Raw genomic sequence first — 13,504 nt, forward strand, 5'->3', positions numbered from 1 at the left:
GGCGGCTACGCCTTATCCGGCCTACGTTTGCTCACGCAGGCCGGACAGACATCTGTTACATCTGCTCCACGCTCACCCGTAATGCTGCCAGGGCTTTGCGTGTTGATCGCAACACCAGATCGCATTGCTCGATCGTTAACGTTAGCGGCGGTTCGATGCGGATCGTCTTGGCATTGTTCAGCGTCCCAGCGACCAGCACCCGCTGGCGGAACATCTCACTGGCAAAGTTATAGCCGATTTCATTATCGACAAACTCAATCGCCATCAGCATGCCTTTGCCGCGTACATCATGTACCAGGTCCGGGTATTCCCGCGCAAGCTGACGGAAACCATCCAGCAACATATCGCCTTTCTGCTCCGCCTGAGCCGGTAAATTTTGCTCCAGCAGGACGTTAATGGTGGCCAGCGCAGCCGCACAAGCGAGCGGGTTGCCACCAAACGTGGTGGTATGCAGGAAAGGATTGTCGAACAGGACGGAGAACACCTCTTCGGTGGCAATGGTTGCGCCAATGGGCATCACGCCGCCGCCTAACGCTTTGGCCAGACACATAATGTCGGGCTGCACATTTTCGTGCTCACAGGCGAACATCTTGCCGGTACGCCCCATCCCGGTCTGCACTTCGTCAAGGATCATCAGTGCGCCGAACTCATCGCAAAGTTTACGAACAGCGGTTAAATAGCCTTGTGGCGGCAGGATCACCCCCCCTTCACCCTGGATGGGTTCGAGGATCACGGCTGCGACATCGTCACCGGTCTTTTTACACTCGCTGAGCATGGTGCGCATCGCGTTAACATCGCCAAACGGCACATGACGGAAGCCCGGCAGCAGCGGCATAAAGGGTTTGCGGAAGGTAGATTTAGCCGTGGCGGACAGCGCGCCCAGTGATTTACCGTGGAATGCGCCGCTGGTGGCAATAAACGTAAATTTACCGCGCGGTGATTGATACGCTTTCGCCAGCTTCAGAGCGGCTTCAACCGACTCGGTCCCGCTGTTACAGAAGAAACTGTATTTCAGTTTACCGGGCGCCAGTGCGGCGAGAGTTTTTGCCAACATGGCCCGCAGAGGGTCAAGTAACTCCTGGCTGTGCAGAGGTTGTTTCGCGAGTTGATTCTGTACGGCGGAAACCACGACTGGATTACGGTGCCCCACGTTGAAAATTCCAAAACCACCCAGGCAATCGACGAACTCCTGCCCCTGGGTGTCGACAAGCGTATTCAGGCTTCCCGCTTGCCACTCTACGGCTCCGTAATCCCCGCCTGCAGTTACAGATTTTCGATACTCTAAGAACCCCGGATTGACATGCTCCTTGAAGTACTCAATCACCTCTCGGTTTAACGATTTCATTTCCTCATGATCAAGCGTGCGCTTTTCGATGAGATTCAGTGCGTGTGCGCTGCAGGCCAGGGCCGATGCGCTGGAAGGTAACCTGTTCAAAATATGCTCCCGGAGCTCGCGTATCACATGATACTGATTTAAGTATTGCAGGGATTGCGCCATTCCGGCGCGCTTAGCAAAAATCGGGATAAACACCAGGAAACATCTTATTTACGCAACATTTAATGCCATTATTTAACATTTGCTGGCATTTTGCCCAGGCCAGGAGCCTGAAAACAGATCGAATAAACGCAAATTTGCTCTAAAAATGGGCAATATTTGCACTGTGACAGTGCGCTGGTAGAAGTGATATTGAATAGTTACTGGATGAAAGTATTTTAAATCAATGGATTAGAATGCGTACAGTTTTTGAGGTTTAATCGCAAATTGCGATCTAAATCAAATTTAACAACTAAAGATAAAAAAATTATCGCCGAAATAACATAAGCCGAAAGAGTTAACAACCAGATAACCTGCACAGGACGCAATCATGTCTTCTCATCCCTACGTTAGTCAGCAAAATACACCGCTGGATGATGATATCACCCTCATGTCGACCACCGATTTGCAAAGCTATATCACCCATGCGAACGACACCTTCGTTCAGGTCAGCGGCTATCAACTGAATGAGTTGCTCGAAAAGCCGCACAATCTGGTTCGTCATCCGGACATGCCAAAAGCGGCGTTTGCGGATATGTGGTACACCCTGAAGCAGGGCGAGCCATGGAGCGGGATTGTGAAAAACCGGCGTAAGAATGGCGATCACTACTGGGTGAGGGCCAATGCGGTGCCGATGGTGCGGGAAGGACGCGTGACCGGGTATATGTCGATTCGTACCCGGGCAACTGACGAGGAAATTGCAGCGGTAGAGCCTTTATATAAAGCGCTGAACGAAGGACGTTGCAACCGGCGTATCCATAAGGGGTTGGTGGTACGCAAAGGCTGGCTGGGTAAACTGCCGGCGATGCCGATTCGCTGGCGGGTACGCAGCGTGATGGCATTCATGTTTGTCCTGCTAGCGGTCGCATTGCAGCAAATGGGTGCTGAATGGCCGTTACTGTTGATGAGTGCATTGGTGATGCTTTTAGGAACGGCTATTTTCGAATGGCAGATTGTGCGTCCTATTGAGAATGTCACCCGTCAGGCGCTGAAAGTGGCGACCGGTGAGCGGAACAGCGTGTCGCATCTTAACCGCAGCGATGAACTGGGACTGATGCTGCGAGCAGTGGGCCAACTGGGATTAATGTGTCGCTGGCTTATTCATGACGTCTCCAGCCAGGTGAGTTGCGTGCGCAGCGACAGCGAAACGCTGGCAAAAGGTAGCGATGATTTAAATAAGCATACGCAGCAGACCGTTGAGAACGTGCAGGAAACGGTGACCACCATGAATCAGATGGCGGCATCGGTAAAACAAAACTCAGAGACCGCCGCGGCGGCTGATAAGCTCTCTATTGCCGCCAGCAGCGCGGCAACGCACGGCGGTGAGGCGATGGATACCGTCATCAAAACCATGGACGATATCGCCAACAGCACCCAGCGGATCGGCACCATTACCACGCTGATTAACGATATTGCCTTCCAGACCAACATTCTGGCTTTGAACGCCGCTGTTGAAGCCGCGCGGGCGGGCGAGCAGGGGAAAGGGTTCGCCGTGGTGGCGGGAGAAGTGCGTCATCTTGCCAGCCGCAGCGCCAGTGCGGCCAATGATATCCGCAAGCTGATTGATGCCAGCGCCGACAAAGTGCAGTCCGGATCCGACCAGGTTCACGCCGCAGGACGCACGATGGACGATATTGTGGCGCAGGTGCAAAACGTCACTCAGCTGATCGCCCAAATCAGCCACTCAACGCTGGAACAGTCAGATGGTCTTTCCAGCCTGACCCGCGCGGTGAATGAGCTGAGCAACATTACGCAGAAAAACGCCGAACTGGTTGAAGAGAGTGCGCAGATTTCCGCAATGGTGAAACATCGCGCGGGTCGTCTGGAAGATGCGGTCACGGTGCTGCATTAATACTAATAATACAGGCGGAACGTCGGGCAAACGGGTTCCGCCTGCTGTGCAGATTAATCCAGCTGAGTAATATCCAGCGCAGCGCGATCGATAATACCGATGATTTTTTTGATCTGCGCATCGCTGGTATCACCATGATTAACGCGTAGATCCAACACGGCTTTGAAATTTTCCAGCGCGCGTTTCATCTGTGGATTTTTGCGTAATTCAAAACCCACGCAGCGGGCTTTGATCCGTTCGTGGATATGGCCCAGATGCTCACGGTTTTCATCCAGCCATTGCTGGCCCTGAGTCGTGATCGCAATCTGTTTACGCCCACCTTCCTCGTCGCTGACGGTGATCAGTGCCTGATCCTGCAAGAAATCCAGCGTCGGATAGATAACGCCCGGGCTCGGGGTATAGTTACCCTGAGTCAGGGTTTCAATCGCTTTTATCAGCTCATAGCCGTGGCTGGCGTCGCGGGTCAAGATATCCAGAATGACCAGGCGTAATTCTCCGTGACCGAAGAAGCGTTGGCGACGACCACCGCCGCCGCGACCATGGCGATGCCCGCAGCCGTGCTCGTGGTGGTGATCTTTGTTACAGCCTTCATGGCGATGTTCTTCACCTTTGCAGCAGCCTGCATGGTGCTCGTTGCGGCGGCCTTCGTGGTGATGTCCTTCACCCTTGCAGCAGCCTTCGTGTTGGTGCTCTGTATTTTTGCAGCAACCTTCATGATGGTTTTGCATCATCGTCTCCTGATGTTATTTAGATATATCTAATTTATATCTAAAAACTATTATTTTGCAAGTCTACAAATTATATGTTGTTTAAGTCTATGATTACTTAGTATTTTTATTGGTTTTTGATAGCTACTTAATCAGACGGTGACTATATCAAAAAAGTGCTTGCAATCTTCTTGATTAGCAATCATTATCATTTAAAAATGAATTTAGATATATCTTATTATTTTCACGAAGGCGAAAACATGACAAAAAACACCTCACGCTACCCGCAGCGCGTTCGCAATGAACTGCGTTTTCGGGAACTTACCGTCCTGCGCGTAGAGCGTATTAGCGCGGGCTTTCAGCGCATTGTACTGGGCGGTGACGCTCTGGACGGTTTTAGCTCACACGGCTTTGACGACCATACCAAGGTCTTTTTCCCTGAACCGGGCAGCCACTTTGTGCCGCCTGTCGTCACCGATGAAGGCATTGTCTGGGCTGACGGTGTGCGTCCGCTTTCCCGTGACTACACGCCGTTGTATGACGAAGCGCGCCATGAGCTGGCGCTGGATTTCTATATTCATGATGGCGGCGTGGCGAGTACGTGGGCGATGAATGCCCGCGAGGGCGACAAGCTGACAATCGGCGGGCCGCGCGGTTCTTTGGTGGTGCCAGAGGATTATGCGTATCAGGTTTATGTGTGCGATGAGTCGGGAATGCCTGCGCTACGCCGACGCCTGGAGTCGCTCAGCCGTTTAGCGGTACGTCCAAACGTCACGGCGCTGGTCAGCGTGCAGGATGCGGCGTACCAGGATTATCTTGCCCATCTCGACGGGTTTACTATTGAGTGGTTTATCGGCCATGACGCGCAGGCGGTGAATGAACGCTTCTCGCAACTAACTGTGCCCGCAGATGATTATTACGTCTGGATCACTGGCGAAGGCAAGGTGGTAAAAAACCTGAGTGCTCGCTTTGAAACCGAGGCGTTTGACCCTCAACGGGTGCGTGCGGCAGCCTACTGGCATCAGCGTAAAGCGGCAGATTAATAATTAGATGGCGGAACGCCAAACGCCTGGCGGAAGGCATAGCTAAATGCCGCGGTGCTTGAATATCCTACGTCGAGCGCCACGGCGGTCACGCTTTTATTTTTTTTCAGCATTAATACGGATTCCAGAATACGCATTTTTTGCTTCCAGACGCTGAAAGGCAATCCGGTTTCTTTTTTGAAATGGCGTGAAAAGGTACGGGCAGACATACCCAGATGATGCGCCCAGTATTCAACTGAATGCTCCAGGGCGGGGGATTCTTGTATGGTTCGGCATACTTTGGTTAATTCGCGATCCTGCGGCCAGGGTAATACAAAGGCGACTTCCGGGAGTTGCAGAATAATATCGACCAGTACGCTAACCAGTTTGCCCTCTTTTGACTGGCTATCATAATGACCTGAAATTGAATTCGTGGCGTAATGAATAAACTCTCTGGCGAAATCACTGATAGCCACAACTTTGCATTCATTGATGCTCTCTTCAAGAAAGCCCGGTTTAATATCCAGATTTTCTAAATACACATCATCCAATGCCCAAACTGCATGCTCAGTATTATTGGGGATCCAGATGCCATAATGCGCCGGGATTATCCAGCACTTACCGGCAACATCAATGCGCATGCTGCCTTTGCGGGCGAAATGAAATTGCATAAAAGAGTGTGAATGCTGCGGTACATGGTGGTTGGCTTCCAGGACATAAGAGCGAAAGAATACGTCCTGCGGCAGTTCGGTCATGGAGTTATCCGGGAAGGAGTTCCACTGTTTTTGCGCCAGAGTTTCCATAAATGAATCGTCAATACTCCCGATGATGTGTCCGCTGCTCGATAGATCTTGTCCGCGGATCATAATACATACACTCTTTTTTCCATAATAATCTTGCGTAATAATTTTTAGCCCACTTTTGGTAAATACCATGAACTCGCTTTGTTCAGATGCTGTCATCGTCAATGAAACAAATGATAACTGGACCCGAATGGGAAAAGAGCTGCTTTCACAAGCGGATATCAGAATTAATGGCTCACGCGCTTGGGACATTCAACTTCATCATACCGGTTTCTTTAAACGAGTATTGCAGCAAGGCTCATTAGGGCTTGGCGAAAGCTATATGGAAGGCTGGTGGGACTGCGAACGGCTCGATATTCTGTTCTGCAAAATCCTGAAAGCAAAACTCGACCAGCAGATGCCAGGTAATCTGAAAGATATTTTACGCATTGCCAGCGCGCGCCTGTTTAATTTGCAGTCACGTAGCCGTGCATGGATCGTCGGTAAAGAACATTATGATATTGGTAACGATCTCTTTGCGCTGATGCTTGATCCGCATATGCAATATTCCTGCGGTTACTGGAAAGATGCAACCACATTAAACGATGCGCAAAATGCCAAATTAAAAATGATCTGCGAGAAGTTGCAGCTTAAACCAGGTATGCGTTTACTCGATATCGGTTGTGGCTGGGGCGGGCTGGCGGAATATGCGGCGCGTCATTATGGCGTGGCAGTAGAAGGCGTTACCATTTCCAAAGAGCAGCAGAAAATGGCGCAGCAGCGCTGTGAAGGGTTGGACGTTAACATTCTGCTGCAGGATTATCGCGATCTTAATAAACACTACGATCGCATTGTCTCCGTGGGGATGTTTGAACATGTCGGGCCGAAAAACTACGACACCTATTTCAGTATCGCCGACCGTTGTTTAAAACCAGACGGACTGTTCCTGCTGCATACCATTGGTAGCAATAAAAAAGGGATGAGCGTCGATCCGTGGATCAATAAATACATTTTCCCAAATGGCTGCTTACCGGCGATTTCCCATATTGCCGAGGCCAGCGAATCACGGTTTGTGATGGAAGACTGGCATAACTTCGGCAGCGATTACGATAAAACGCTGATGGCCTGGCATGAGCGCTTTAATCAGGCATGGCCGGAGCTGTCATCACGTTATTCCGCCACCTTCAGAAGAATGTTTAATTACTATTTATGCGCGTGCGCAGGGGCTTTCCGCGCCAGAGATATTGAGCTTTGGCAGGTGCTGTTTAGCCGCGGCGTAGAGGGTGGGATCCGCGTTTATCGTTAACGTCCGCCGGATGTCGGCGTTGCCTTATCCGGCCTACAAAGCTTTGCACTCGTAGGCCTGATAAGCGCAGCGCATCAGGCACTTATGGCTTATCCCAACTCACTCTCTGCCAGCGCTTTAAACACCATCGCTACGGCGTGCGCGCCGGGGTCCATATTTCCGAGCAGGCTTTCGCTGCTGAGATACGATGCGCGACCGGCATTGGCTTTGCTCGACAAACAGGTTCGTTCGGCTCCCGCTTGCGCGGCGTCGAATGCGGCCTGCAGATTTTGCGGCTGCGTGAGCAGCGAAGCCAGGGCCGGTTGCAGCGCATCTATCATGGTGCGATCGCCTTCATCTGCGCCGCCGTAGAACTTCATCTGCGCCAGTCCCGTATTCAGGGATTCGGCAACGCTAGCTCCCTGTTCCAGTTTCTGCCCCGCAGCGGTAAAGAAAATAGACATCAGCACACCGCTGGAACCACCCATCACTACGGTCAGACGTTCGCCAATCAGCGCGAACAGCGTGGCAAGGTTATCCAGCGGCAACTGCTGGCGATGCAACAGACTGGCAATTTCACGCGCGCCAGCGGAAAAGGTCGAACCGGTATCGCCATCGCCGACTTTGGCGTCCAGCGCATTAAGATGAGTCTCCAGATCGGAAAGGGTTGTGGTGACAAGTTCCACAATCCCGGCCACCATGGCGTTCGCTGAAGGCTGGAATTCCACGCGTGCGCTACGCTGTGATGACGGTACACAACTGATTTCACGCGGCGGGACCGGCGTCGGCCAGTTGCTGGTTTCCACCTCGGTGAGTAACGCTTTTTCGATGCTCTCTTCGAGCACGATAGCAGTTAGTGAAAAGCCTTTCATATCCAGCGCGGTGACCAGTGAGGCCGGGCCAATCAGCCAGTCGATACGTGGGTGCAGCGGGCTGCTGGCCAGTTCGCGGGTAATGATGGCCATTTCGGCAACGGAAACGCCGCCAAGATTGTTAATCATCACCGCCAGACGGCCGGTTTCAGGCAGGGCTGCCATCAGTTTATCCACCATCAGGTTCACCACCTGCGCACTGTTCTGGGTGTCGATAACCGATGCGCCTGGTTCGCCGTGAATGCCCATGCCCAGTTCCGCGTGGCCCGGATGATGACGCGGGGCGGCGTCGGCTTCTTGCGGCAGATGACAGCTGGAAAGCGCAACGCCCAGGCTGAAGGTGTTATTGGCCGCGTACTGCGCTTCACGCAGGACGGTGGCGAGGTTGTAGCCGCGTTCGGCAAAATAGCCTGCGATTTTATGCACCAGGATGGTTCCCGCAATGCCGCGTGGGTGTTTGTTATCAGGCAGGGAGATGTCGTCGCCAACAATCAGCATTTCAACGTTGTAACCAAGGCGACGGGCTTTCTCGGCGGCGAGACCGAAATTAAGACGGTCACCGGTGTAATTTTTCACGATCAATAAACAGCCCGCCTCACCGGTCACCGCCTGAATGGCGGTCAGCACCGCATCCACGCTCGGGGAGGCGAAAACGTCGCCGCAAACCGCAGCGGTTAGCATACCTTTACCGATAAACCCAACGTGCGCGGGTTCGTGCCCTGAACCACCGCCGGAAATTACCGCCACGTTATTTTTGTTGAGGTCACGACGGACCACGATGCGAATGGCCGGATCGCTTTCCAGACGCGCCAGGTTATTCCACGGGCTGGCGATAATCGTACCGTCGATGACGTCGCTCACGAGATGGGTGCGTTGATTAAAAAAGAATTGAGACATAACGGCTCCTTGAGGTTGAGTGTAAGACAAACCCCCGGAAGCATGGTCATGGTACGGAGGCGATAGAGAGATTCTGGCGAAGTCAGCGCGGAAAAAAACAACGTTAAAATGAGTTTCATTACGGAACGTTGTCATTGTTTTTTGTTCCATAATGAAACTGAAAAGAACGAGGAACGATCACAATGCGAGCTCGCTCGACTTTTTTCTCTCGCGATGAATGCAGCTGATACGGCACTGTCGGCTTTTTTTGCCGGTTTTTTGGCAAGTGAGTGGGTAAAAAAGAAAGTGAGATTCGTCTGTGCCGGAGATTTGGTGGCAAATGAGCGGATCGGGATCGCAAACCTTATCATTTTTGTGGATAAGCGTTCCAATATGGAACGTACTCCGTTTTTATCTGTTTCATATCAGAACAAAAAGACGAAAGATTTTTTTGTGCACGCCTCGCCATACAGTTATTGCATCGCTCCGGTACCTCCCGTTTTCGCCGTCTGCATCAGGCCAAACAGGTTAACGCCAGGGCTCACCATGTAAAAACATGTACTTATTTGAGGATGAAAGGAATGCTAAAAGTTATTCAATCTCCAGCCAAATATCTCCAGGGTCCTGACGCTTCCACCTTGTTTGGTCAATACGCTAAAAATCTGGCGGACAGCTTTTTTGTGATTGCGGATGACTTCGTGATGAAGCTGGCGGGAGAGAAAGTACTCAACGGCCTGCACAGCCACGACATTAGCTGCCATGCGGAACGCTTTAACGGTGAATGTAGCCATGTTGAAATTAATCGACTGATTGCCATTCTGAAACAGCACGGTTGTCGCGGCGTGGTTGGGATTGGCGGCGGGAAAACGCTGGATACCGCCAAAGCGATTGGTTACTACCAGAAGCTGCCGGTGGTGGTGATCCCGACTATCGCGTCTACCGATGCGCCAACCAGCGCGCTGTCCGTTATCTATACCGAAGCCGGTGAGTTTGAAGAGTATCTGATCTACCCGAAAAACCCGGATATGGTGGTGATGGACACTGCGATCATTGCCAAAGCGCCGGTACGTCTGCTGGTGGCCGGGATGGGCGATGCGCTCTCGACCTGGTTTGAAGCGAAAGCCTGTTATGACGCCAGAGCGACCAGCATGGCGGGCGGACAGTCCACCGTGGCGGCGCTGAGCCTGGCGCGCTTGTGCTATGATACCCTGCTGGTGGAAGGCGAGAAGGCACGCTTTGCTGCGCAGGCTGGCGTGGTGACCGATGCGCTGGAGCGTATTGTCGAAGCTAACACTTACCTCAGCGGCATCGGCTTTGAAAGCAGCGGTCTTGCAGGGGCGCATGCGATCCACAACGGCTTTACGATTCTGGAAGAGTGCCACCATTTGTACCACGGTGAAAAAGTCGCCTTTGGTACGCTGGCGCAACTGGTGCTGCAAAACAGCCCGATGGAAGAGATCGAAACCGTGCTGAATTTCTGTCAGAAAGTAGGCCTGCCGGTAACGTTAGCGGAAATGGGCGTGAAAGAAGACGTTGACGGCAAGATCATGGCCGTGGCGAAAGCGACCTGCGCAGAAGGTGAAACCATCCACAATATGCCGTTCCCGGTAACGCCTGAAAGCGTACATGCCGCTATCTTGACGGCAGATCTGCTGGGACAGCAGTGGTTGGCGCGTTAATCAGTCGTCGGTAGGTTGTTATCCGGCATCTTCTCTCCCTCTGACAGTTTCTGCCGGAGGGGTTGTCTATGGTTAAACAGCGGAAAGGGATATGACGGCGCACACGCATAGCATCGGGAAGGAAGTCTCTTCAGTCATTGCCCAGTCATGGCATCGTTGCAGCAAGTTTATGCAGCGGGAAACCTGGCAGGCGCCGCATCAGGCGCAGGGACTGACCTTTGAGTCGATTTGTCGTCGCAAGACGGCGTTGCTGACGATTGCTCAGGCTGCGCTGGAAGATGCCTGGGAGTTTATGGACGGCCGCCCGTGCGCGCTGCTGATTCTGGATGAATCAGCCTGTATTCTCAGCCGTTGCGGCGATCCGCAGACGGTAGAACAGCTGGCGGAGCTTGGGTTTCGTGACGGCAGCTACTGTGCGGAAAGCATCATTGGCAGTTGTGCCCTGTCGCTGGCGACGATGCCGGGTCAGCCGACAAAAACCTCTGGCGATCAGCATTTTAAACAGGCGCTACATCCGTGGTCGTTCTGCTCGACGCCGGTCTTCGATAACCATGGTCGACTGTTCGGCTCCATTTCGCTGTGTTGTCTGGTGGAACATGAGTGCGTTTCTGATTTATCCCTGACGCTGGCGATTGCCAGAGAAGTCGGCAACTCTTTGCTGACCGACAGCCTGCTGGCTGAATCCAACCGCCATCTGAACCAGATGTACGGGCTGCTGGAGAGTATGGATGATGGTGTGATGGCCTGGAATGAACAGGGCGTATTGCAGTTCCTCAATGCGCGAGCGGCGCTGCTTTTGCATCTCGATGCGCAGGCCAGTCAGGGGAAAAACATTCACGATCTGCTCAATCTCCCCATGCTGCTGCGCCGGGCGATCAAACATGCCCGCGGTCTGAATCACGTCGAAGTTACCTTTGAAAGCCAGCATCAGTTTGTTGATGCAGTCATTACCCTGAAGCCGATTGTTGAGGAGCAGGGCAACAGCTTTATTCTGCTACTGCATCCGGTGGAACAAATGCGCCAGCTGATGACCAGCCAGCTCGGCAAGGTGAGCCACACCTTTGAGCAGATGTCGACTGACGATCCGGAAACCCGCCGCTTGATCCATTTTGGACGCCAGGCAGCGAGGGGGAGTTTCCCGATCCTGCTGTGCGGGGAAGAGGGTGTTGGTAAAGAGCTGCTGAGTCAGGCCATCCACAATGAAAGCGAGCGCGCCAGCGGGCCGTATATCGCCGTGAACTGTCAGCTGTATGCCAACAGCGTACTGGGGCAGGATTTTATGGGCAGTGCGCCCACCGACGATGAAAATGGCCGGTTGAGCCGTCTTGAACTGGCGAACGGCGGCACGCTGTTTCTGGAAAAAATTGAATATCTGGCGCCGGAGCTGCAATCCGCGCTGTTACAGGTGATCAAGCAGGGGGTATTAACCCGCCTGGATGCCCGTCGGCTGATTCCGGTGGATGTCAAAGTGATCGCCACCACCACGGTTGATCTCGCCAATCTGGTGGAGCAAAACCGCTTTAGCCGTCAGCTGTATTATGCGCTGCATTCTTTTGAGATAGTGATCCCACCGCTGCGGGCGCGGCGCAGTAGTATTCCCTCGCTGATTTTTACGCGGCTGAATAGCCTGAAAAAACGCTTTTCATACAGTTTGAAGATCGACGACGACGCGCTGGCGCAACTGGTGGCTTATTCGTGGCCGGGCAATGACTTTGAGCTGAACAGCATTATCGAAAACATCGCCATCAGCAGTGATAACGGCCATATTCGGCTGAGCAATCTACCGGATTATTTGTTTGCCGAACGTCCGGGTCTGGAGACGGCGTCTTCACTGCTGCCTGCTAGTCTGACGTTTACCGCTATTGAAAAAGAGGCGATTATCCATGCTGCCCGCGTCACCAGCGGGCGCGTGCAGGAGATGTCGCAACTGTTGAATATCGGTCGCACTACCTTGTGGCGCAAGATGAAGCAGTACGACATTGATGCCAGCCAGTTTAAGCGCAAGCATCTGGACTAGTTTCTTCAATTCTCGCCATCGAGAACAGCGCGTCTGACAGTCGGTTGATATAACGCCTGGGTTCATCGCGTAACGTTAGCGATCTGCTCATCGCGATGAGGACCCGCTCCAGTCGGCGCGTCAGGGTTCGCGCAACGTGTAGCTGTGCCGATGCGAGATTTTTCCCCGGAATAACAAACTCTTTGAGCGGGCCGCTTTGCGCCATATTACGGTCAATAAGCTGCTCCAGCGCCTGAGTATCCTCTTCACCAATACGCTGTTGTAAGCGAGCGAGTCCTTTCTCATCGCTGGCGAGTTCCGCACCCAGAACAAACAGCATTTTCTGTATGGCGTGCAGATCCTGGCGTAGCCCGGCCTGACGCGTGCTGGCATAGCAGACGCCAAGTTGGGAAATCAGTTCATCCACCGTGCCATAGGCCTCAACGCGGATGTCGTCTTTGTCGATACGGCTGCCGCCAAACAGTGCGGTCGTGCCTTTATCGCCGGTTCGGGTGTAGATGCGGTACATTTATTTTATCTCGCTGAAGGGAAGCACTTTGACCAGTTGACCAGCATTGGCGCCAAGCGTGCGGATCTGCGCAATTCCGGCGGTGATATGACCACGGATCAGCGCCCGATCCTCGGGCAACTGGGCGTGGGTTAAAGCAATATCACCCGTGGCGTTAAGACCCAGACCGACACGTAGCGTTGAGCTTTTGGCCGCAAGTTTGCTCAATGCCAGTGCGCAGTCATGCTCGTTGCAACAGATTGCCCGACAAGGGACGCCTTGCTCTTCCAGTCCCCAGCACAGCTCATCAAGCACGCGAGTATCCTGCCAGCGTGAGTGATAAAACAGATGTACGCCCGGTGATGAAAGTGACATTGCGCCCCCTGTACTA

The 13,504-nt window shown here is 52.9% G+C and carries 12 protein-coding genes; 6 read left to right on the plus strand and 6 right to left on the minus strand.

Translation table 11 applies throughout. The annotated features are described in order from the left end of the window. Positions 1-55: 55 nt before the first annotated feature. A complete protein-coding gene (ygjG, locus tag SK39_RS14705; protein WP_168150126.1) occupies positions 56-1,435 on the minus strand; it encodes a putrescine aminotransferase in 1,380 nt (459 codons plus the stop codon). 430 nt (positions 1,436-1,865) lie between these two features. On the opposite strand from ygjG, the gene SK39_RS14710 reads away from it, so the two are divergent. Continuing rightward, a complete protein-coding gene (locus SK39_RS14710; RefSeq protein WP_003841468.1) occupies positions 1,866-3,386 on the plus strand; it encodes a methyl-accepting chemotaxis protein in 1,521 nt (506 codons plus the stop codon). Between the two features lie 53 nt (positions 3,387-3,439). Here SK39_RS14710 and SK39_RS14715 read toward each other — a convergent pair whose 3' ends face one another. Then, a complete protein-coding gene (locus SK39_RS14715; RefSeq protein ID WP_032937333.1) occupies positions 3,440-4,114 on the minus strand; it encodes a PadR family transcriptional regulator in 675 nt (224 codons plus the stop codon). Positions 4,115-4,353: 239 nt separating this feature from the next. Between SK39_RS14715 and SK39_RS14720 the strand changes: the two genes are divergently transcribed. Further along, positions 4,354-5,136, plus strand: coding sequence for a siderophore-interacting protein (locus tag SK39_RS14720; protein WP_032937334.1), 783 nt, complete (start codon positions 4,354-4,356; stop codon positions 5,134-5,136). Here SK39_RS14720 and SK39_RS14725 read toward each other — a convergent pair. Continuing rightward, positions 5,133-5,981 (minus strand): helix-turn-helix domain-containing protein, encoded by an 849-nt coding sequence (locus SK39_RS14725; protein WP_003024755.1) that lies wholly within the window; start codon positions 5,979-5,981, stop codon positions 5,133-5,135. The two genes, SK39_RS14720 and SK39_RS14725, sit on opposite strands and share 4 nt — an antisense overlap. 67 nt (positions 5,982-6,048) lie before the next feature. On the opposite strand from SK39_RS14725, the gene cfa reads away from it, so the two are divergent. Further along, complete coding sequence (cfa, locus tag SK39_RS14730) at positions 6,049-7,203, plus strand: cyclopropane fatty acyl phospholipid synthase (RefSeq protein ID WP_003846231.1); 1,155 nt, start codon at positions 6,049-6,051, stop codon at positions 7,201-7,203. An 89-nt stretch (positions 7,204-7,292) separates the two neighbouring features. Here the strand turns inward: cfa and SK39_RS14735 are convergent, their stop codons facing one another. Further along, positions 7,293-8,951 (minus strand): glycerone kinase, encoded by a 1,659-nt coding sequence (locus SK39_RS14735; RefSeq protein ID WP_003846233.1) that lies wholly within the window; start codon positions 8,949-8,951, stop codon positions 7,293-7,295. Between the two features lie 108 nt (positions 8,952-9,059). On the opposite strand from SK39_RS14735, the gene SK39_RS27585 reads away from it, so the two are divergent. The 3 genes from SK39_RS27585 to dhaR all read left to right on the plus strand — a co-directional run bounded on the left by SK39_RS27585 (position 9,060) and on the right by dhaR (position 12,626). Beyond that, on the plus strand, positions 9,060-9,482 hold the full coding sequence (locus SK39_RS27585; RefSeq protein WP_231385724.1) for a hypothetical protein: 423 nt from the start codon (positions 9,060-9,062) through the stop codon (positions 9,480-9,482). A 29-nt stretch (positions 9,483-9,511) separates the two neighbouring features. After that, a complete protein-coding gene (locus SK39_RS14745; protein ID WP_048217120.1) occupies positions 9,512-10,609 on the plus strand; it encodes a glycerol dehydrogenase in 1,098 nt (365 codons plus the stop codon). Positions 10,610-10,700: 91 nt separating this feature from the next. Further along, positions 10,701-12,626: a dihydroxyacetone kinase operon transcriptional regulator DhaR gene (gene dhaR, locus SK39_RS14750; RefSeq protein ID WP_003841455.1), complete on the plus strand. Its 1,926-nt coding sequence runs from the start codon at positions 10,701-10,703 to the stop codon at positions 12,624-12,626. Here the strand turns inward: dhaR and SK39_RS14755 are convergent. Then, positions 12,604-13,134, minus strand: a complete 531-nt coding sequence (locus tag SK39_RS14755) for a cob(I)yrinic acid a,c-diamide adenosyltransferase (RefSeq protein ID WP_003841452.1) — start codon at positions 13,132-13,134, stop codon at positions 12,604-12,606. The genes dhaR and SK39_RS14755 overlap by 23 nt on opposite strands. Continuing rightward, the gene (locus SK39_RS14760) at positions 13,135-13,488 is read right to left on the minus strand and encodes a glycerol dehydratase reactivase beta/small subunit family protein (protein WP_003841450.1); all 354 of its coding nucleotides are present in this window, start codon (positions 13,486-13,488) and stop codon (positions 13,135-13,137) included. Positions 13,489-13,504: the final 16 nt, after the last annotated feature.

This window comes from Citrobacter sp. BIDMC107 (genome assembly GCF_001037575.1).
Classification (GTDB): Bacteria; Pseudomonadota; Gammaproteobacteria; order Enterobacterales; family Enterobacteriaceae; genus Citrobacter; species Citrobacter freundii.

Bases quoted from the DNA above. Each gene is read 5' to 3' on its own strand.
- SK39_RS14710 (WP_003841468.1), top strand. From the start codon at position 1,866: ATGTCTTCTCATCCCTACGTTAGTCAGCAAAATACACCGCTGGATGAT.
- SK39_RS14715 (WP_032937333.1), bottom strand. From the start codon at position 4,114: ATGCAAAACCATCATGAAGGTTGCTGCAAAAATACAGAGCACCAACAC.
- SK39_RS14720 (WP_032937334.1), top strand. From the start codon at position 4,354: ATGACAAAAAACACCTCACGCTACCCGCAGCGCGTTCGCAATGAACTG.
- SK39_RS14725 (WP_003024755.1), bottom strand. From the start codon at position 5,981: ATGATCCGCGGACAAGATCTATCGAGCAGCGGACACATCATCGGGAGT.
- cfa (WP_003846231.1), top strand. From the start codon at position 6,049: ATGAACTCGCTTTGTTCAGATGCTGTCATCGTCAATGAAACAAATGAT.
- SK39_RS14735 (WP_003846233.1), bottom strand. From the start codon at position 8,951: ATGTCTCAATTCTTTTTTAATCAACGCACCCATCTCGTGAGCGACGTC.
- SK39_RS27585 (WP_231385724.1), top strand. From the start codon at position 9,060: ATGAGTTTCATTACGGAACGTTGTCATTGTTTTTTGTTCCATAATGAA.
- SK39_RS14745 (WP_048217120.1), top strand. From the start codon at position 9,512: ATGCTAAAAGTTATTCAATCTCCAGCCAAATATCTCCAGGGTCCTGAC.
- dhaR (WP_003841455.1), top strand. From the start codon at position 10,701: ATGACGGCGCACACGCATAGCATCGGGAAGGAAGTCTCTTCAGTCATT.
- SK39_RS14755 (WP_003841452.1), bottom strand. From the start codon at position 13,134: ATGTACCGCATCTACACCCGAACCGGCGATAAAGGCACGACCGCACTG.
- SK39_RS14760 (WP_003841450.1), bottom strand. From the start codon at position 13,488: ATGTCACTTTCATCACCGGGCGTACATCTGTTTTATCACTCACGCTGG.